This is a genomic window from Alteromonas sp. AWQ4_252, assembly GCF_056158205.1.
The window spans coordinates 15,460-37,166 of sequence record NZ_JBSWSV010000001.1 but is presented as its reverse complement, the minus strand read 5'-3'; the positions used below and the strand labels follow the sequence as shown (position 1 = coordinate 37,166).

General features: G+C 40.2%; 16 protein-coding genes. All 16 read left to right on the top strand.

What is annotated here, in order from left to right; genetic code table 11:
* The 16 genes from ACXACM_RS00145 to rfbA all read left to right on the top strand — a co-directional run bounded on the left by ACXACM_RS00145 (position 1) and on the right by rfbA (position 21,693).
* The gene (locus ACXACM_RS00145; protein WP_474818976.1) at positions 1 to 960 is read left to right on the top strand and encodes a glycosyltransferase; all 960 of its coding nucleotides are present in this window, start codon (positions 1 to 3) and stop codon (positions 958 to 960) included.
* Entirely contained in the window at positions 960 to 1,970 is a 1,011-nt protein-coding gene (locus ACXACM_RS00140) for a glycosyltransferase family 61 protein (RefSeq protein ID WP_474818974.1), read from the top strand. The genes ACXACM_RS00145 and ACXACM_RS00140 overlap by 1 nt, the downstream gene beginning before the upstream one ends.
* Complete coding sequence (locus ACXACM_RS00135; protein WP_474818973.1) at positions 1,960 to 2,550, top strand: sulfotransferase family 2 domain-containing protein; 591 nt, start codon at positions 1,960 to 1,962, stop codon at positions 2,548 to 2,550. The genes ACXACM_RS00140 and ACXACM_RS00135 overlap by 11 nt, the downstream gene beginning before the upstream one ends.
* A gap of 5 nt (positions 2,551 to 2,555) precedes the next feature.
* Positions 2,556 to 3,209, top strand: a complete 654-nt coding sequence (locus ACXACM_RS00130) for an SGNH/GDSL hydrolase family protein (RefSeq protein WP_474818972.1) — start codon at positions 2,556 to 2,558, stop codon at positions 3,207 to 3,209.
* A gap of 11 nt (positions 3,210 to 3,220) precedes the next feature.
* Entirely contained in the window at positions 3,221 to 4,804 is a 1,584-nt protein-coding gene (locus tag ACXACM_RS00125; protein ID WP_474818970.1) for a hypothetical protein, read from the top strand.
* Positions 4,805 to 4,845: 41 nt separating this feature from the next.
* Positions 4,846 to 5,535: a hypothetical protein gene (locus ACXACM_RS00120; RefSeq protein ID WP_474818969.1), complete on the top strand. Its 690-nt coding sequence runs from the start codon at positions 4,846 to 4,848 to the stop codon at positions 5,533 to 5,535.
* 96 nt (positions 5,536 to 5,631) lie between these two features.
* Positions 5,632 to 6,678: a GSCFA domain-containing protein gene (locus ACXACM_RS00115; RefSeq protein ID WP_474818967.1), complete on the top strand. Its 1,047-nt coding sequence runs from the start codon at positions 5,632 to 5,634 to the stop codon at positions 6,676 to 6,678.
* A gap of 210 nt (positions 6,679 to 6,888) precedes the next feature.
* Positions 6,889 to 8,004 carry a GDP-mannose 4,6-dehydratase gene (gmd, locus tag ACXACM_RS00110; protein WP_474818965.1) on the top strand — a complete coding sequence of 372 codons (1,116 nt, stop codon included), beginning with the start codon at positions 6,889 to 6,891 and terminating at the stop codon, positions 8,002 to 8,004.
* A gap of 614 nt (positions 8,005 to 8,618) precedes the next feature.
* A complete protein-coding gene (gene fcl / locus ACXACM_RS00105; protein WP_474818963.1) occupies positions 8,619 to 9,578 on the top strand; it encodes a GDP-L-fucose synthase in 960 nt (319 codons plus the stop codon).
* 251 nt (positions 9,579 to 9,829) lie between these two features.
* The gene (locus tag ACXACM_RS00100) at positions 9,830 to 10,768 is read left to right on the top strand and encodes a hypothetical protein (RefSeq protein ID WP_474818961.1); all 939 of its coding nucleotides are present in this window, start codon (positions 9,830 to 9,832) and stop codon (positions 10,766 to 10,768) included.
* A 160-nt stretch (positions 10,769 to 10,928) separates the two neighbouring features.
* Positions 10,929 to 11,588 (top strand): hypothetical protein, encoded by a 660-nt coding sequence (locus tag ACXACM_RS00095; RefSeq protein ID WP_474818959.1) that lies wholly within the window; start codon positions 10,929 to 10,931, stop codon positions 11,586 to 11,588.
* An 89-nt stretch (positions 11,589 to 11,677) separates the two neighbouring features.
* Positions 11,678 to 14,377 (top strand): glycosyltransferase, encoded by a 2,700-nt coding sequence (locus ACXACM_RS00090; protein WP_474818958.1) that lies wholly within the window; start codon positions 11,678 to 11,680, stop codon positions 14,375 to 14,377.
* A gap of 52 nt (positions 14,378 to 14,429) precedes the next feature.
* Complete coding sequence (locus ACXACM_RS00085; protein ID WP_474818957.1) at positions 14,430 to 16,034, top strand: tetratricopeptide repeat protein; 1,605 nt, start codon at positions 14,430 to 14,432, stop codon at positions 16,032 to 16,034.
* A 69-nt stretch (positions 16,035 to 16,103) separates the two neighbouring features.
* The gene (locus ACXACM_RS00080; protein ID WP_474818955.1) at positions 16,104 to 18,890 is read left to right on the top strand and encodes a glycosyltransferase; all 2,787 of its coding nucleotides are present in this window, start codon (positions 16,104 to 16,106) and stop codon (positions 18,888 to 18,890) included.
* Between the two features lie 188 nt (positions 18,891 to 19,078).
* A complete protein-coding gene (locus ACXACM_RS00075; RefSeq protein WP_474818954.1) occupies positions 19,079 to 20,743 on the top strand; it encodes a hypothetical protein in 1,665 nt (554 codons plus the stop codon).
* Positions 20,744 to 20,814: 71 nt separating this feature from the next.
* The gene (rfbA, locus tag ACXACM_RS00070; RefSeq protein ID WP_474818953.1) at positions 20,815 to 21,693 is read left to right on the top strand and encodes a glucose-1-phosphate thymidylyltransferase RfbA; all 879 of its coding nucleotides are present in this window, start codon (positions 20,815 to 20,817) and stop codon (positions 21,691 to 21,693) included.
* Positions 21,694 to 21,707 lie beyond the last annotated feature (14 nt).

Sequence of the window (21,707 nt, the reverse complement as noted above, 5' to 3'; positions counted from 1 at the left end):
ATGTACAAGCCCTCATATGTTTGGCCTAATCCAGCATTTCCGTTTCGCGTCTATTTTGAGTCTGAAAATCTAAGAATATTTATCATTGAAAATATTCAGCATAACTGGACATGGTTAAAGGAATACCATAGTTATTTTAAAGATTCAGACTACTTTTTCGTGTACTGCGGATGGTATCATAGCGAATATTTCGCCAAAGAAGCTAACATTATATTTGATGAACTTAGCCTCGATAAAAACAACTTCTACTTTATGTATAATCAGCCCAGTGAAGAGGCTAATTTTGAAGCTAAGGGTTTCAAAGGTGAATTGCTCAACCAGAATTGCTGGTTAGATGAAAATCTTGTTATGAAACCGTTAGGGTTGCCAAAAGAATATGACGCTATCTATGTTGGAAGGTTTAGCGCATTTAAAAGACATCATCTGGCTAATAAAGTGTCTAACCTGGCATTGGTAGCGGGGAACAACCATGGAAACGCCATAGCTGATGGGATACCAGAGCATGTATACCTAAACGATAGTCCACTTACCCCAGACGAGGTCTGTAAAAAAATCAACCAGGCAAGATGTGGTTTAATATTGTCTGCAGAAGAGGGAGCTTGTTTTGCATCCAGCGAGTATTTACTATCTGGAATTCCTGTTGTTAGTACTCCAGAGTTAGGTGGTCGCTCTGTGTGGTATGATGATTACAATTCAATTATGTGTGAACCAACAGAAGATTCCGTTGCTGATGCAGTTCAACATTTTATAGATAATCCACGTGATCCTGAGGTTATTCGAGCTCGTCATATTACTAAAGCAAACTATTTCCGCGCTAGGTTTATATTGAAGTTCTCAGAATTGCTCGATAAGCATAAAGTAGTTGATATCGACCCTTTTGCATACTTCAAGGAACACTACATTCACAAACTCAGAAAATCATATAAACCAGATTTCAACAAGATCTTTTTGGGGCAATAATGGCTATTGACTTTTTATCCTCCCACTGGAATTTTACCGGTGTTGACAAATTATATTACTGCCTTGAGGACGTTTATGTAGAGACGAAGACTGGCTACATTTTCGATTCAAATCTTCAGCCTATCTTCAAGCTTTACTATGAATCACTATTTTGGGGCCCAGCCATACCCGCTAAAAACTTCCAAAATCAGGCATTGTTAACAGAAGCGTTGTGCAAGAAATATATAAAAATAAACAACAGCTTGGAAGAATTAAAGGAAGAGATACAGCAAGGTAAAGAGGTTCGTGAACTTGGTGAGTCAATATACCTTCTTCATCCATTCGGATGGTACGCATACGGTCATTTGCATGATTCGCTGATGCGACTCTACTCGATACCGAAAGAAGTAACAGCTGCTAGTTTATTATGCTGTGATTTTAGAAGGGTTGTTGAGTTTGAAAATCATATTGAAGCGCTTGGATACAAGAGAGAAAGTATAATCGATAGACGCGATTTACCGAGGTTTATTAAACTTAGCAAATTACATTATGGTGTAAACCCTGGTGTTCCAACGAATTATACAGAAAGCTCATACAACTGGATGCGCGAAGCGTATCTATCACATTTTATGGGCGAGAAAGTGCAGCCAAGAGTTAAGGGGCTGTACCTTTCTAGAAATAGTGTTAAAGCAGGGGCGCGCGGCGTCATTAATGATGATGCGGTTATCGAAAAACTATCTAAAGAAGGATTTGTAATCCTTGACGGCACTCAAGACCTTAGTGAAGTGGTATCTTTGTTCAGCCGTGCTGAAGTAATACTAGGACCTCATGGCTCGCTATTCGTGAATACGATTTTTGCGAACGAGGATGCTAAAATATATGAGTTTTGTCCAAAGAATAGACCTGACTTCTCTTTTAAAAATAAGCTCAAGTCTTGTGCTAATTACAATCACTATTTAGTTGAAGCAGACGATAACCATAATATTGAAATTGATATGAAATTGTTGGATGAAATTATTCATGCAGAATAAAGAATTATTATTTTTACACACGCCTAAAGTGGCTGGTTCTAGCATGAATGCTACGCCACTGGCGAAAAAAGTTAAATATAAAATACACTCCTTTAAAGGAGACGTTTTCGATAAAGTAATAGAGCTCGGTGCGCAAAATGCTTTTAAATATGGTTTCGTTAGAAATCCGTATTCTAGATTTGTGTCGCTCTATAACTACTTCTCAAAAATGGACGAAGCTCACCCTTTTTACAGATATAACGGGCCAATAGTAAACGTAGTAAAAAAGTATGAAGACATAAACGCGTTTTGTGAGTGTTTCGAGTCATTAAGGTTAAAAGGAAATTTTCATTTCAGACCTCAAATTGGCTATTACGTTTCCGAAAATCCAGATTACAAAGTTGACTTCATAGGTAAATACGAAAATCTTCAAAGTGATTTTGATGCCTTATGTGAAACCGTGGGTGTGGAACGCTCTAAATTGCCTGTGGCTAACTCGAGTGGTAGAGTGAAAGATTATATGACACTTTTTTCTAACAGCTCTCAAAAAGTTATTGAATCTTTTTATAAAGATGATTTTGATTATTTTAATTACGAGTGATTGCTTTGAAAAAGAAGATTTTAGTGCTGGGTGATTCTCATGCCCACGTTTTTAAAGCTGGTAAGTTTGCGATTAAATTTCCACAATATGAATGGTCTTTGTGCTACGTGATGGGGGCAACTTTGTTAGGTCTAGGTAACCCCAATTCAAAAACTAAGGCCATGGAGCAGTATACCGATAAGCTAACTGAAACTAAACCGGATCTAATAGTAACTCTGTTAGGCGAAATAGATATTGGATATCACGTTTGGTTTAGGAATAAAACTAAAGAAGAACCGATCGAGCAGACAATGAACAAAGCGCTACAGAGTTACAGTGACTTGTGGCGAAAAATAAAACAAGAGTCTAATGACATTATTTGTATTAGTGTTCCTCTACCAACTATACCCGATACCGATAAGGTCGGGGATGTTGCATTATCTAGAAAGTTCGTGGATGCAAGCCAGCTAGATAGGACAAAAGCGACTTTGCTGTTTAATCAGAAGTTGCGTGATCTTGCTATTTCCCAAGGTGTAAAGTATCTGGACTTGGATTCAGTGTCGGTAGGAGAAGATGGTCTGGTTAAGGATGAGCTTATGCATCCCAACAGATTTGACCATCATTATTTTGGATTGACATACTCAAACTTACTAGTTGAAAAGCTGGCAAATTTTTTATAGAGAGAATAGTTTTGTTTGTTCTTATCGTTTCTGAAAGCCCAAATTTGCTTAGTCATGTTTTAGAATCTTTGAAAGGCCAAAAACAAGGTGTTCAATATTTCGGCACAACGCTAATGCCTCCATCTGGTCCATTAGGTATGCCTCTGGCCGACCCTTTTGAAATTTTGCCTTCTTTTGACTTCTCAGATAAATTAATCTTTCCTAAGAATACCTTGGTCATATGCTTAAACGAGCTAAGCCAAAATAGTAACACTTATAGAAATAGTTTTGAGCCCAATCAATTGGGGGATATCTACTCGAAAGCATTTACAGATCTTTCTGGCCCTGTGGGTATTGTTCCATCAAAATATTTAAGTGAAATCAAAGAAAGAAAAGTAGAGATTAAGAAAAGCATTCTTCAATCAGTTGAAGTCCTTTCTGAAACGTTGAAGCTGCAAGATGGAGTTTTCAATCTCGCTTGGCAGAAGTATACAACTAATCAAGAAATTGAGTTCAAAGTATTTGATGTTGTTGCAGGGGAAGACGAGAGAATTGTTCTTTTACTAAAGTCTTGGATTGAAGCCAAAAAAACAGAACTGACAAGCAATAAACCAACGCGATTTATAGTACGAAAGTTGGAAAAGAGACTTTCTGAGAACGCATTTACAATGCCTTATTCGTCTATGGGGTTTGGTGATTTTTATCAACGTCTCGAAAAGTTATATAATTTTGTTAAAACAATTTCAGACTTTGCATTCATTGTAGAGCCTTATGTCAACCCTCACTCATCTGAACTTGACTTTAATACTCTAGTAAGTATCTCTGGTGATGACGATAGCAACCATTACGAAGTAGCTAAAACGTATGATATTGGAGATTTCTTTAGTTTTGTCTTGAGCTCTTTTTTCGCTGATACAGACGTTAAATTTAATGTTATTCTTGGGCCTGGTAGAGCTATTTTAAATAACATAAGCGAGTTGTTTGAAACGAACGAAAATTTTGTTAGAACACTAAAATTAGATATACCTCAGATTGATTTTGTACCCTTCTTCCAGAAGGACACAGTCAAGGTTGTCTATCATATGAGACGGCATGATACTGCACTCGCGCCATTTAAAGACATACTTCCCCAGACCATCAGGAAAAGACTTGGTGTAGAACGTCCCTTGTTAGACTTTGCTAGCTGTGATGTTGTTCTTAACTCTTATTTAAGAATGATTGGTAAGCTCAACAGCGATGTAGAAATTGTTGTTATTTCTGATGGAATCGAAGACCTAAAGTTGAAGTTTGATAAAGTGAAATCTTTCACGGATAAAACGATAAACGAAGTAGAAGTACAGGACAAGTTTAGAGAGCTTTCTGATGATTTGCTTACTGGATCTTCTTCCCTTCCCAACGCAGTTATATCTAGCAGAGTGATTGGTAGAGATACAGGCAAGACACTCGAGTCAATTAAAACAATTCAAGAGTCAGATTTCGTAATAACATCTAGTGGCTTTTCAATCTTTATGGCCAGAATTGTTGGATCAGATTTTGTGAATGGGTTTCAGGCATTGCCTCTTATACAAAAGGGTGAAACAAGTTTCGATAGTATTATACAGCGTAATGATTACTAGCTATCTTATCACGGACGAAAATTTTTCGGGTTTTACTATATATGAAAAAAATTACGATTATTGGAAACAGTCATGTAGCTTGCTTAAAAAAGGCTTGGGACCAAGTTGCTAGTAAGCCTTTTAGTGTTGATTTTTTTGCTCATCAAGGCCAAGGGATGAAAGGCTTAGTAGTAGAGGGTGAGCAATTAGTGCCTTCAAATAATAAATTGAGAGAGGCATTGGTACGTTCATCGGCGGGGAAGTCTTCTATAACACCTAATAATTACGATGTAATTGTTTTGGTAGGTCTTGGGTTGGAGGTTCTACACTTAAAGAGTCTTTCTAGGTATTCTGACGCAGTTACTAAAGCTGCATACCATGACTACGTGAGTCAAACTACGCTGTATAAATTACTGCTGGATTTGAGAGAAATATCAAGAAAACCAATTTACTTGATGCACGCACCAATGAAAACCAAAAACTCTCTCCCATCTGGCAACGAGATGTATTTAAAGTCCATACAAATGATGGAGTCGGTCTTTTGTACTTTACCTAATGTGACGATGCTACCACAGCCGTTAGAGACAATAGTAGAGGACCGGTTTACCGCTGAAAGATTCGGTAAATCTGCCTTGAAATTAGACGTTGGAAATGTAGCTAGCGGATATATTGAGGACGGAGCCCATATGAATGTTGATTTCGGCAATCTATGGTTAGCAGATCTTACTGCGTCAATAACTAATCATATATAGACAAGTAGAACCTAAGGCTGGATTACGCTCTTTTAGAGAGATGTTTTAAATATGAGCCGTTAGAACAGTTACTTAAACTTCGTAAAGGGAAACTATATGAATCCTTATCAGTTACTGGAAGACCGTTATTTTTGGAAAAAAGCAGTCGCTGCAAAGTCAATGTTTGATTTATGTGAACTATGGAGCCCGAAGTTTAAAGTAGATGCGAGCCAACTGGTATCAACTTATGGTTCATGCTTCGCTCAGCACTTTGGCAGGGCACTAAAGAAAAATGGACTTAATTGGTTTATAGCTGAGCAAGGCCCGTCTCAGCTGAGCCAAAAAAGTTTGGCTGAATTTAATTATGGGGTTTTTTCTTCGAGGACTGGGAATATTTATACCACGTCTCTATTGCTTCAATGGGTTCAATGGGCTTTAAAAATAGATACACCTAGCGAAGAGATATGGGAGAAAGACGGTCGCTACTATGACCCTTACCGTCCTCGAATTGAGCCGAATGGCTTTGCTTCAGCCAAAGAACTGTATGCCTCGAGAGAGTGTACTTTTCGCGCGTTTGAGCAAAGTTTCAAGGATGCAGATTTGTTTGTTTTTACACTTGGTTTAACTGAAAGTTGGACAAATACAGAATCTGGTGATGAATATCCAATGTGTCCGGGTACAGTCGCAGGAGAATTCGACGAGACCATCCATAAATTTGACAATCAATCATACGCTGAGATAAAAGCTTCGTTGGTGGAAGCGATTCGGCTCATGAGGTCGGTTAATCCACGCCTTAAATTTTTGTTAACCGTTTCACCAGTTCCGTTAACTGCTACAAAATCAGAAATGCATGTTATGGTTGCAACAATGCATTCTAAGTCCATCTTAAGGGCTGTCGCTGGAGAAGTCGCAAGTTCCGAAAATGAGGTGGATTACTTTCCTTCTTACGAGATAATTAACAGTCCAGTCACTAAAGGTGCGTTTTTTGAGCCAAATCTTCGTAACGTTAATCCGTATGGGGTAGATTTCGTCATGAAGCAGTTTTTTGACTGCCAAGAACACAAATTTGGTAAACTTGTAGAAGACCAGATAAGTGCGCTTGGGACTGACTCAAGCCAATTTGACGAAGTATGTGAAGAGGAACTTTTAAACGCTTTTAGGTAGCAAGAGAAGCACTTTGAAGGCAATGATTAAAGTAAGCAATTTTAATCAATACTGATGTAAGTTTGCTTCTCCGGGCATTAGACTGAGACAAAGTTTTTAAAACCTATTAGTTGATAATAGAATAAGTCTTAACAAACACAGTGTTGAAATAATCAAGATGAATGTTTAACACGAAATTTGTTTTAAGAGTGCAAAGACATGGGGATTAAAATGAAAAAAGCACTTATTACCGGTGTAACCGGCCAGGACGGCTCTTATTTAGCCGAATTTTTATTAGAAAAGGGATACGAAGTACACGGTATTAAGCGTCGTGCCTCTTTGTTCAACACCGAGCGTGTTGATCACATATACGAAGATCCGCACAACGAAAACCCTAAGTTTCACCTGCACTACGGTGATTTAACGGATACCTCTAACCTGACTCGTATTCTTCAAGAAGTACAGCCGGACGAAGTGTATAATTTAGGTGCACAATCTCATGTTGCGGTATCATTCGAAGCGCCAGAATATACTGCTGATGTGGATGCAATTGGTACGCTTCGTTTGCTGGAAGCTATTCGCTTCTTAGGCCTCGAAAAGAAAACCCGTTTTTACCAGGCTTCTACCTCTGAGTTGTATGGTTTGGTGCAGGAAATTCCGCAGAAAGAAACTACGCCTTTCTATCCGCGCTCACCTTACGCAGTAGCTAAGATGTACGCTTACTGGATTACCGTAAACTACCGTGAATCTTATGGCATGTATGCGTGTAACGGTATTTTGTTTAACCATGAATCACCACGCCGTGGCGAAACCTTTGTAACTCGTAAAATCACTCGCGCTGTGGCTAATATCGCCCAGGGGCTGGAGCAGTGTTTGTATCTAGGAAATATGGATGCACTACGTGACTGGGGCCATGCAAAAGACTACGTACGTATGCAGTGGATGATGTTGCAGCAGGACAGCGCTGAAGATTTCGTTATTGCTACAGGTAAACAAATCTCTGTACGTGAGTTCGTGCGAATGAGCTGCAAGGAAGCGGGTATCACCGTAGAGTTTACTGGCGAAGGGGTAGATGAAATTGCCACCGTTACTGCTATTGAAGGTGACAATGCACCAGGTGTAAGCGTTGGCGATGTAATAGTTAAAGTAGATCCACGCTATTTCCGTCCGGCAGAGGTTGAAACTCTACTTGGCGACCCGGCAAAAGCGAAAGAAAAGCTTGGTTGGGTACCAGAAATCACTGTTGAAGAAATGTGTGCTGAAATGGTGGAAGGCGACCTGCAAAAAGCCAAACAACATGCTCTATTAAAACAGCATGGTTACTCTGTAGCTGTCGCGAAGGAGTAAATTCTACTTCTAGTATTCTTACAAGGGCGGCGTTTGCTGCCTTTTTAGTTTTTAGAAACAGACTCAACAGGTACATTGTCTTAAAAAACTTGGTGATAGCTTTCACATGTGGTACGCAAGTACGCAATACTGGATTGAGGATGCGAAACCATCAATTGAATACTGTTATGTTATAAAGCACGCAGTATCCAGAGATCTTAAAAGTTGGGAAAGGTCACCAGTAGTTGCAATTGACTTTACGTCGCAAAAGGAAGGCGGTATTACAAGACCATGCGTAGCAACGTCCGGGACTGTTTACGAAATGTGGTATTGTTATCGAGGACACTTTTCAATGGAATCACCAGCCTCCCGAAATTATTTGATGGAGTATGCAACCTCCAAGGATTTAGTAACGTGGGAGAGGAAGGATAATGCCCATACTTGGGTCAATCCTCCTAAGCCACGTGACTGGGATTATCAAATGCAGTGTTATCCATATGTGATAGACTACCAAGGTAGACAACTCATGTTTTATTGTGGCAATAACTACAGCCAAGGTGGTTTCGGTGTCGCAGAGAGAGTGACGTGAAATATAGTGGACAGTATTAGCAATTTAAATGGCCAAAAGGGAAAAGATGAAAAACATATTCGTAGCTGGTCACCGAGGAATGGTGGGCGCAGCAATCGTAAAAAACTTAGAAGCCCGTGGTGATGTAAATATCATTACCCGCACCCGAAGCGAGCTTGACTTAACCAGCCAGGCCGATGTGTCAGCGTTCTTTGCTGAAAATAATATTGATGAAGTTTACTTAGCGGCTGCCAAAGTAGGTGGTATTCATGCGAACAATACGTATCCTGCTGAGTTCATTTACGAAAATCTGATGATTGAAGCTAACATCATTCACTCAGCTCACGCAAATGATGTACAAAAGCTGTTGTTCTTAGGGTCGAGCTGTATTTACCCGAAACTGGCCGAGCAGCCTATGACAGAAAAGGCATTGCTTACTGGTACACTTGAAGAAACTAATGAACCATATGCCATCGCAAAAATTGCTGGTATAAAGTTGTGTGAAAGCTATAACCGTCAATATGCTCGTGATTATCGGTCGGTAATGCCTACTAATTTGTATGGTCCTAACGATAATTTTCACCCCGAGAATTCACACGTTATTCCTGCTTTGTTACGTCGTTTCCACGAAGCGGCTCAGCGCGGCGATGCCGAAGTAGTAGCCTGGGGCAGCGGTAAACCCATGCGCGAGTTTTTACACGTAGATGACATGGCAGCGGCCAGCGTGCATGTTATGAACCTTGATGACGAAACTTATGCGGCCAATACTCAACCTATGCTTAGCCACATAAACGTAGGCACAGGTGAAGATTGTACTATCCGTGAGTTGGTTGAAACCGTCGCGAAAGTTACCGGCTTTAAGGGCGAGATAAAGTGGGATACCAGTAAACCTGACGGCGCACCTCGTAAACTGATGGATGTATCGCGTTTGCATGCTTTGGGTTGGAAGCACACTTACAACCTGGAAGATGGCTTACGTCACGCTTTCGATTGGTTTTTGGATAATCAGGAAAACTTTCGGGGTTAGTAAGTCGGCCCGTTTGTTAAGTTGAAGCTCTAAATAACTCATCATTTAGGTTTCTCCAGTGAAGTTGTTCTGCCAACCTAAAAAGTTCGGATATTATAACGTGAAAACAAAATGTTGAAAAAATTAGCTGAAAGTATTCGTCAGCTTTTTTTCGGAGTTCTGACAATGACAAATTAACTTCTATAGGCGTTCTGGGTGCATCGCTTAGTGCACAAACGGTCAATCACAAAACGGGTGAACTCACCGGTTATGTGGAGGCGCTCCGCCGTAGTTATGCTGATGCACTAGGCGTTGTACCTGAAAATATTCAACAATTTGCTTATGGCGGGAATCGTTTATCGGATGCCGGTCTCATATTGTTGGATGAAGTTATTGATGCAAAGCCCGATATTTGTATTCTTGAACCAGTAGTAGAAGATGTTTCACGAGGCAAAGAAATAACGAGTGCTGATTTTCTATATGTCATTAGGAAACTGACAGAAAACGGAATTCTCCCTATTGTTTTTCGAGTGCCATTACCTTTAGAAACAAATGTCGCTTCTTCAGACAGATATGTTCTGAGCGGCGAAATTTGTGAAAGGTACGCTATCCCGTTAATAACTGCTGATTTGTCTAAAGCAATCGAGGCTGGGATGGAATTTAATGGGTTGCATACATTGAAGGATACTGCGCAATTTTTAGCAGAAGAGCTCGGTAAATACTTATTGTCACTTAACCTTAAGGATGCATGGAAGAGTTTCGGTGCACAAAATCGCTTACCAGTATCTAAAATCAAAGTGGTAAAGTTGAACGATGTTGGAACAACGCAATGGTCAACTTTGTCGTTTCAATTCAGTGCTTCACAGGAAAGTCATTTAGTTTTGCTCCAAAAACAAAATATCGGGCCTTTTTCTCCCGTATTACAAATAACTGTTAAAGGATCTGATGGTCAAGAAGTAGCGCATTCGCTTCAGTCAGTGTGGGATAGGTTTTGCTATTATCAACGTTCATCGTATGTGACTCTTTGTGGTGTAGATTTACCAAAAGGAAATGGACTATTAACTATTCAAATATCCAAAGAGCATGTCCCAAATTACAATGTCTGTAAAAAGTATCAAGGGGAGTGGCCTAGTGCCAGTGAGCGTAAAATTGACCCAATAGATATGATTCATTGCATAACTCAAAACGGCACTACGCTCCGTCCAATGTAAATAAATTCTTTAGTCGCGCGCGGTGCTAGCATAGGTTGCACGAGTCTATAAGGGCAGTTATCCTGCGAAGTTTCATACGCTATTGAAGTGGTCGCCGAGAACAATTGTTCTGTCGAGTGTGTTTTATTCGAGTTAACAACAAAAGACCAGTAGGAAATTTATGTCTAACGTTAACGTAAGTAATCTCTTCTATATCAACTTGGATTTTAGAAAAGATAGAAAAGAAAATATTGAGCGTCAGCTTAAAAAATGTAAATGGAAAGCAACAAGAGTCTCGGCAGTTAGGTTAGAGAAAGACGCTAGTGAAATAGGCCTTAAGTTGCAGCCACATTTAGTTGAGAAGATTCATGTGGCAGGCATCTGGCAATCTCATAAAGTGGTGCTTCAAAAATCTCTCGAATCTCAAAAAGAAGGCGTTACTATCTTACTGGAAGACGATGTCCGGGTTGACGAAGGTTTTTGGTCGGAAAAATTAAACTTGCCGGAGGAACTGCCTAACGACTGGGAAATCATTCTTTTTAGCCCGCGATACAGGGTTAATCGGAACGGCCCTCTGAAAGATTACAAAGGCAAGAAATGGTTAGACGCACCCACAGGAGCCAAACCTGCATTATTAAAAAAATTACGTGGAAAATACATCATGACGGGGGCGCACTTTGTTGTGTTTAATGGCAATGATGTTATTCAAAAAGTTCTTACTCAAATGAATCAAGTAGATGAAGTATACGATGTTGACAGATTCTACCTTGGAGAATTTAATACTTACGGTATAGACGAAAAGAAAATAGGGACTGGGCCATTTGGTTCTGACCACGAATAATTCGTACATCGTTCATAGTACACTGGAAGTATCTCGATATTTTTCAGCTTGTTTTAATCAATCTTAGTCGTATTAGTCGGACAACATTAATGCTCAAACTCTCATCTCTTTCATCACGTTTAAAAGGCCGCTCTAGCCGCTATCAGGCATCAATAGTTAGAGAATCCGGAATATTCGATGAAACCTGGTATTTAAATCAATATCCCGATGTTAAAGAGTCTGGTATTGATCCAATCCTGCACTATTTCAAATTCGGCGCTGCAGAAGGGCGTTGGCCAACCCGTGATTTTGATACCTTATGGTATCTGGCGCAAAATGACGATGTGAGAAAGTCTGGTATTAATCCCTTTCTTCATTTCATTCAGTACGGCAAGAGTGAAGAGCGACCTACCAAGGCTGCAACCTCAAACCAGAATAAAAAGGTGACTAAATCGGTAGTCGGTGATCTGAGTGTCAAACTCTGGGGTGGGTTTAGCCAATACGCATTGGCAGAACTTGAAGCGTTTGTGAAAGATAAAAGTCACACTTCGAAAGAGCGCACTCAGGCACTGTATACATTAGCGCGCTGGTACGCGTCTAACGGAGACTGGGAGCGGGTAACAGAAACGATAAAGTTCATTAGGCAAATAGATATCAAGTTCTATAGAGCTAAACGGACAAAACTACTATTAGTAGAGAGCTTCATACAACAAAAATTATATGACAAGGCGAAAGATTTCATTGAACCATCTTTAGAGTATAATTTCGATAGCGATCTAGTTTGTGCCTTAAGTAATATTAACGCTGGCGATGAGTCACGTTTGGCTACCTTGAATCGAATTTACGAACACTATGGGCTCGCCACTTTATCGTTTTTAAAACCTGAACTCGGTATGACATTCGGTAATGTGGATGTTCAATCCTCATTAATTAGAATCAGCGACGGACCGAAGATAAGTATCTTGGTACCTGTATACAAAGCAGAAGAGTTTATCGCTGTCGCAATTAATTCACTTCTTGCGCAAACATGGTCGAACATCGAAGTTATTGCTGTCGATGATTGTAGCCCGGATAAATCACTTTCTATTTTACAAGATATTGCGCAAAAGGATGCTCGCTTAAAAGTATTCCAGAACGAGGAAAACCTCGGTGCATATGGAACTCGTAACAAAGCCTTGAGTCTTGCAACTGGTGATTTTATTACTGTTCATGACAGCGATGACTGGTCGCACCCTCAGATGCTAGAGATACAAATGGGGGCTATGATGAGTGACCCCCGGCTTAAAGTTACGTGCTCCATGATGGCAAGGGTTATGCCCGATATGCGTCTATTACTCCGCCCGCAGCGAAACAATCTTGATTATGTCCACCGAAGTTATCCTTCTGTGCTCATCAGACGTCGGGATTTAACCGCCCTTGGTGAGTGGGACGGTGTATCCGCAAATGCAGATGACGAGTTTGTACAACGCGCAAGAATTCTATGGGGCAATAATTCAGTAAAAGATATTTTAACGGGTGTGCCGTTGTCTTTCTTTTTAGTTCATGAAAACTCGCTTACACAAAACAAAAAGACCAGTTTGAATAGTCTTACCTTTGGCATTCGTCAAGAGTATTCGCGGCAGGCAAAATATTGGAAAGAAAATAAAGTAAGCAAAGACGCAGATACCATTGTCACGAACAGACGTTCTTTGAAAGAACCATTCCCAATACCAGCAGGCTTAGCTCCAAATAACTGGCCCATTAACAAAAACTATGACTTGATCATCATCTCTGATCTGAGTTTACTGGGGGGAACGAGACGATGTAACGAAGGTTATATCAGAGCGGCCTTGTCGGCAGGCCTGAGAGTTGGTCTGTTCCACTGGCCACGTTACGATTTGAAAATTGCAGAAATTGCGAAGGAGTATACAGAACTCACTTATCACGACAACGTTGATATGTTAGTTCATGAAGATGAAATATCTGCTAATTTAGTTGTTATTCATCACCCTCCTATTTTGAAATACGAGCTTGATGCGGTACCTAAAATCGACTGTAAGAAGTTGGCAATTCTCGTTAATCAGTCTCCTATGCAGTTGCGCTCTGAAAAGCCGCATTACTATGATGAAGATGAAGTAAACGAGCAGTGTCTTCGTCTATTTAACCAGTCGCCAATTTGGATAGCAATCTCATCTGTAGTGGAAGAAACACTCAAGCTGGCAGGCGGGGGGAAACGTTTGCATAACGAAATTTGGTTCCCACCCTTTAGTGGAGAATTACCTGCTACAAAACCGCCCCTAGCGCCAGATTTTGGTACCGCTACCAGGCGTATTGCTATCGGTAGACACAGCAGAGACCATTGGACTAAATGGCCAGCCACTGCTAAAGGCATTAAAGAGGCATACTGTGCAAACAGCAAAGGTATTGAGGTTAAGATTCTTGGTGGTGCAAGAACGCCTCGTAAACTTATGAGCCGAATTCCTGAAAATTGGACGATCTGCGAATTTGACACTGTTGGTGTGCAAGAGTTTATAAGCGGATTGGACTTCTTCCTGCATTTTACTCACGCGGACTACATTGAAGAGTTTGGTAGAAACATAATGGAAGCAATGGCTGCAGGAAAAGTCGCTATATTACCAAACGACTATAAGCCGGTCTTCGGAGATGCTGCTGTCTACTGTGAAGAGAAGCAGGTAGAACGCACAGTTTTGGAATACTGGGCAGATAAAGAGAAGTATGAGGCTCAGGCTAAAAGAGGGTTCAATTTTGTTAAACTGAACTGCAGTCAGCCTGTGGTAATGCAGAAATTGAATAGGATGTTAGACGTATAACTGTAGTTTTCAATAGACTAGTACAATTTTACGTCCTAAAGATTAGCTTCAAATGAAAATTATTAAAAAAATCCTTTCACTGAGTTCTTTAAGTGCATCTGACTTTAAGAAGTACGGTGAAATAATCACTGAATCAGAGTTCTTTGATGAAAAGTTTTACGTCGAGAGCTATTTAAGTGAAAAAACATTTGGTAACGGGAGTTTCAGCAAGAAAGATGCCGTTGAGCACTATCTGTATAAAGGTGCTGAGGCGGGCTATGACCCGTCAAGCTACTTTAGTACCTCGTGGTATCTAGGCCGCTATAAGGATGTTAGAACGAGTGGGATGAACCCCCTTGTACACTATGTGCTGTATGGAGAGCAAGAAGGGCGGCTTCCCAAACCACCTTTGTTGGAACAAATTGAGAAGCTTCCACTATTAAATAATCAACTGAACATTACATTTTATTCCACAAGAACAGATGGATTTGGCGAGAGATTGAAGTCACTCCTGAATGCTATCGTATTAGCTGATTATTTTAAAAGTAGCTTTAAATTCACATGGGCTAAATCAAACTATTTGGGAAATACTCACGCCATAGCGAGTCCTGAAGAAACTTTTTCTGAATCATTTCGCCAAGCTTACATGGTGAAGGATGTTCCTAGTAACATTGTTAATATAGAAAGTGTGGAGGATGTTGGGACCCTAAATAACCAAAATGCTGCAGTCAGAGTATCCCAGGCAAACTTGATTCACCAATACCCTGATTTAAACACTAAACTTGAGCGCGATGTTTTTGCTCGGGCGTTTAAGACTATTCAATTTTCTGAAGATATAAATACAGCTATTGAATTTGCAAATCGGATTAATATTCCTTCATCTTGTATTTCAATTCACTTGCGGAGTGGCGATATTGTCTACGGACGATACCGGTATGACGACAGGTACACCAACAAAGTAATTTCTTACGCACAAGCTGATTATATGATGAGTTGTTTGGCCAAACAAAATGTAAAAGTCATTCTATTTGGGCAAACGAGTTCAATTTGTCGTTATCTTGCTGATAAATATAGTGGCTTGTTTTTTAATGATGACAAGCGATTTGCGAAGATGTCATCATTACAAAAAGCAATTTTCGACATGGTATTGATGTCCAGAACTAGCAAAATTTATGCAGGAAATAGTGGCTTTTCACAATTAGCGGAGCTTATCGGGAATGCTAATATAAGTGTCCCTGAGGAAGATTTTGATCATGAAGCTATGGCTAGACATATCATCGATATCTTAGCGCAGACTGAGAATTCTGACATTGATCAGTACCAGCGAGCTTTTGGTTGCTGGCATCTGGTTTTTCACTTCAAAGATGTAATCGGATTAGAACAAGCTATTTATCATGTTGAAAAGGCTCTGGAGTATACAGAAGATTGTTTGTTTTACAGGGTGGTGTTAGCAACCATGTATCACGAGGCTGGAGAGTCTGAAAAAGCGCGGTTGCAAATGGAAAAAGTACTTGAGTCAAAGGAACAAAATACGGATATGTTGGGTGATTACAGATACTTAAGTAAGTTCAGGTACTCGGATGGTAAGAGTCCGATCCATAAATATAGAGGACAGCTTCTTCAAATGAGTAAGTCTGGGATTGAAGGTGCCGCAGATCTGTTTAGAGCTATTCGTTAGTTAATGAAGCTTCTTTCTTACATAATAAAAGGGGGGCGCTTACTTAAAGCCCATCTTTTGATGAGAACCGTGAATCCTAAAACGTTTGTAGATGGTGAGTGGTATCTTAGAAATTATCCAGATGTAGCGGCTGCTGGTGCTGATCCAAAAGTTCATTATGAGTTATACGGCAGGAGTGAGGGGCGGCTACCCTATTATTTGCCTTCTATTCCTTTAGAAAGAGATCTCTGGGCAAATGCTTTTATACCAGAAAAAACATTAGCAGAACTTTATGTATTCCTTAAGAATAGTGACACTAATAGTGTTTATACGAAGAAGGTTTTAGCTGAGTTTTTTCTTTTTCAAGGTGAATATAAACAGTCCTTGTCGTTTGCACGAGAAGCTATCGCAGAATTAGATAATGTTGCTGGGCTGGTAAATGAAAGCTCACTTTTTCTAACAGCTTTTGAGGCAGCGTACAGGCTCGGAAATGAGGCAGTTGCAGTTCACCTTTTAAGAAACAAGTATTGGAAAAAATCGAACGCTAAATTACTTGCCTATCAGATGCTGTCGCTTAGTAAAGACCTCCTTTTTGTAAATCGAATATACTCAAAGAATCGCCTGTTAGAGATAAATTCTGCAGACAATGAAAACTATTTGGACAACTTGTACGCGAAACCTGCGAAGCGGCTTTGGAAAAATGCATTGTATTCCAGAAGACACAAGCCTGTTCAAAGAGTATCTGTGATAGTGCCACTTTATAACGCTGAAGATACTATCTCTAATGCCCTTGAGTCGCTTTTGTCTCAAACATGGCCTGAGGTTGAAATAATTGTTGTCGATGACTGTTCTACTGATACATCCTTAAATGTCGCCAATTCGTTTACTAAGTATCCGAATGTAAGAGTACTCAGTAACACTAAAAACATGGGGGCTTACCCAACCAGGAACATAGGGGCTAAGCAAGCAAGTGGCGATTTTGTCACTGTAATGGATGCTGACGACTGGGCTCATCCGCAGAAAATTGAACGGCAAGTATTGCCGTTAATTTCAGGCCAAGGGCTTATCGGTACTGTGTCTCACTGGGTTCGTTGCAATGAAAAGCTGGAATTTACCCGGTTGAGAAATGACGGTTCATGGATTTATCGCAATGTATCTTCTCTGATGGTTTCTAGAGATATTTTTGACACGATCGGGTATTGGGACGAGTTAAAAGCGGGGGCTGACACGGAATTCTACCTTCGGCTATTGGCAAACTTTGGTGAAAGTAGCATCCATGAAGTACTTCCAGACGTCCCCTTGTCTTTTGGGCGAGTCCATAGCGCTTCCTTGACACAGACTTCAAAAACGCACTTAGTTACGCAGTTTGGTGGCGTCAGGCAAGAGCATCTTGGTTATGCGAAGTGCTGGCACAAAAACGCCGAACTGCCAATCAAGCTAGAAAATCAAGCCTGCTATTTCCCTGTCCCTTCTGAGTTATGCGCTAGCGCATTGTCCAGAGGGCTTTCAGACCAAGAAATTCATCGATGGCGTAGAGCGCTCGATAACTCATGGTATCTTGAGCGCTACTCTGACGTTAATAGGATGGGTGGGACGTTGTACGATCATTTTTGGGCTTCTGGCGAAGCATTGGATTATGCGCCCTCACCACTCTTTGTTCCAAGTGCCTTTCGATATAAGAAAAAATTGAATTCAACCATATCCCCAACCTGGAATGCATTAACACATGGTTGGAACTTTTCTGAGCCGGTGACATGCGATGGAACAGCTGGTTCTGATGGGGCACATATTCTTCTTGTTGCTCATAGCGTATCTCAGCAACTATTCGGTGCTGAATTAAGCTTCGAAGATTTAGTTGATGCCGCCCATGTTTCTGGATTCAAAGTTACGCTTGTACTTCCAAACGCAACTAATACAGAGTATGTAAGCAGATTGCTTCCAAAATCACATCGAATCATTTTTTTGCCTTTGCAATGGTTTACGAGCTGCAAAACCGCTTCATCAATCATTGAAAGTTATTTAACTTCTTACATACAAAGCAATTCGGTTGCACTCGTTTATATAAACACAATAATGATGCATGAGCCTTACCGAGCCGCAAAGAACGCCAAAGTCCCGGTTGTGACACATGTAAGAGAGCTTCCCGAACAAGATGAGCATATTCGCAGCTTACTGCAGGAAACAGCGAAACAAACCGCTGAACGACTGAGCGGATGGACAGACTATTTTGTAGCCAACTCACACTTTACTGCGGAATGGTTAGATTTAGAAGATCGTGTTTTTGTTTTACATAATCAGGTTGAGCAGCCTGAGAGAGTGAGGCCGATTGATCTATATTCTCCCCTGAAAGTGTGCCTGATTGGCAGTAATATACAAAAAAAGGGAGTAGAAGACTTTTTCTATATTGCCCACGCTTGCATAGCTACAGATATCCAGTTTTCGCTTTATGGGCCAATTACCAACGACGTCAAATGTGCTGAAAAAAAATATCCGACAAAAAATATTGTTTATGGAGGATATAAACAGAATGTCGAAGAAGCGATACAAACTAGCGATATTGTCTTAAGTCTGTCTTGGTTTCAGGAATCCTTCGGTAGAACAGTTGCTGAAGCAATGAGCAATGGAAGGGTTGTTTTGGGATATGATTATGGAGCAATCTTGGAAACAGTAGGTGAGCACAGTGGTATGTTGTTTCCATTTAAAAGACCGGATCTTATTGCAGACGCATTAAAGGAAATTGCAAAAAATAAATCTATGCTATTACCTCTAGGGAACGCTGCATTACAAAAAGCACGTCTGGAATATTCGCAAGAGATCTATAATACAAAATTTAAGAAAATTGTTGACGGAATACTAGCGTCGCATTCTAAGAAGTAGAGATAAATGTCAACAATGTTAGGGCAGTATCACCAGACATGAAGTTTTATGTACATATAGGACCTCCTAAAACAGGCACTTCTGCCATACAAAAGTGGTGTGTGGAGAATAGGAAATATCTGTTAAATCATAATATCTATTATCCTGAGCACGATATTGACCCCAATGGAATCAGTTCAGGAAATCTCATGAGTATTTTCGAAAGAAATACTATGGGGGAATTAAGCTTTAGCGCTGAGAGGTTTGACAAGTTATGTGATGAAGCAGAGTCGCTCGGGGCAGAGTGCATACTGTTATCATCAGAGTTCTTTTTTAAGAAAGTCGCGTTATTAGCTGAGGTTTTACCAAATCTAAAGTTTCTTGCTTACATACGATTTGAATTAAGTTTAATAGAGTCTGGCTATAATCAATCAGTGAAAAGGCATGGGCAGTCTGGTGTTATAGATATTTCGGGAAAAGAGAGTTCTAATACACTCAATCTATTACGCAAAAAAATATGCGATATAGGTCATGACAAGTTTATTCTGCGGGCTTACTCAGAAAATGCCTTTAGTGGCGGGAGCATTGTTTCAGATATGCTTAATTCACTAGACGTCCATGTCAACCACCATGTGCTTCAGAAAACAAACTATCGTGTTAACACAGGCTACTCATTTGAGGGGTTAGAATATAAAAGGTGGTTCAATAGATTTGAAGCTGATTTCCTGTACTCGTCCCTAGATACATTTCTACAGCATCAGGCTAATACGTCTGATTTAAACTATTCAATCCTTTCAGGATCGACTTTCTGGCAACTAAAAAAAGTCTTAATTAAACAACTAGTTTTTTTCTGTAATGATTTTCACGTTGGTAATAGTGAGGTGCTAATTAAAGATGCTGAAAATCTAGAGCAAAAAAAGGTGAGAGTTCAGAGGCTAGGGATTAAAAGTTTTGAACAGCTCACGTCAGAATTTATAAATTTTGATGATAAGGCTGGTTTGTTGATTGCGAAGTTCGTAATAGAAAAAAAAGATACATGCTCAGATGAGAACGATGCTCTTAAATTTAAAGTATTGGAAAGAAGCATTAAATCCGTAAAAAAGCGAGGTTACTTTTTAGATTTTATTTCTGGAAGGGTAAAGCACTCTTTACTGACAGTTAAAGGTTTTTTCTCTCATCCAGAATCAGAGAACAAACAGGCACCTTTGATCTATAATAGCAACACGAAAAGTGAAAGTACTGTAACGTTGTTGTCCCATCAAATACCCTTTGTTTCTGAGTATTTAACCCTTAGCACTTTGAAAGCTTCATATGGAAAAACTGAAGTTTTCTGTATTAGAAAACCACCAGGTTGCATCACCTCATTGGGAAGCGAACGTTTACCACTTACCTCGAAAGTAAAGGTTATCCACGGTGTCTTACAACCCTCCCGAGAGGCGAAGCTTATATATCCATCTGCGTCTTCAATCTGCTGGATAGCAGATCCCCTAGAAAGATTGTGGAGGCAGTTCAATTGGATATTGGACCATGAAGAACCGGTTCCGTTGTATCAAAAGCTCCTTGAGTTGGCAGAGAGAAGAAAGCTGAATAATGCGAAGTATCTTTTTGTGGCTATGATGGAAGAGAGTGGCTTTGAAGAGCTAACAAAAGTATATAGTCGATTTTTCAGCGAGTTTTTACCCCAAGACTTTAATTTTATAGGTTCTGAAATGAACTGGAAGCGCGATATTGCAAGGCTGGAAGATCTACTTTCAAGAAAACTACCTTCGGGTTTTGAGAATAGCATCAGGATTCGTTCTACTTTACCAAAGGATCTGCAAAAATTTGCCCATCTTTTGTCTGATGAATATGAGTTACTAGATTCCTATCTATGAAAACAGTTATCCATGTGGTAAGAATTAAAAAGATATTTACCTAAACTTTAAACAGTTTCAATGAGGCAGCCATGCGAAAAGGAATAATACTAGCCGGTGGATCGGGCACACGATTACATCCACTTACTAAAGTGGTAAGTAAGCAGCTTATGCCCGTTTACGACAAACCTATGATCTTCTACCCGTTAGCTACGCTGATGATGTCGGGTATCCGTGACATCTTGATCATCACCACCCCAGAAGAACAACACCGCTTTATTGAACTAATCGGCGATGGCAGTGAGCTAGGTATCAATGTCCAGTACGCAGTGCAACCTTCCCCTGATGGCTTGGCCCAAGCCTTCTTGATCGGTGAGAATTTTATCGGTAACGACGCTTGTACCCTTATTCTGGGTGATAACATTTATTATGGTCATGATCTTCGACAGTCTCTAAAAAATGCCTACGGACAAGAGCACGGCGCTACAGTTTTTGGCTACCATGTCACTGACCCTGAGCGTTATGGCGTAGTGGATTTTGATAACGACTGGAATGCCTTATCAATTGAAGAGAAGCCTGCTATTCCTAAGTCAAATTATGCAGTAACAGGCCTTTATTACTATGATAATCGCGTTGTCGATTTCGCCAAAGATGTAAAACCTTCACACCGGGGAGAGCTTGAGATTACCGATCTTAATAATCTCTACCTTCAGGATGGCTCATTAAAAGTGGAACTTATGGGGCGAGGGTCAGCTTGGTTAGATACGGGCACGCTTGACTCTTTGCTCGATGCAGCCAACTTCGTGGCTGCCATTGAAAAGCGGCAAGGCCTTAAAATTTGTTGTCCAGAAGAGGTTGCATTTCGTATGGGTTATATTGACGCAGCCCAATTGGAAAAACTGGCAGCGTCACTGGTTAAAAGTGGTTATGGTACATATCTACTAAAAGTGATTAAAGATAGAGTAAAATAACAAAGTCCAAGGGT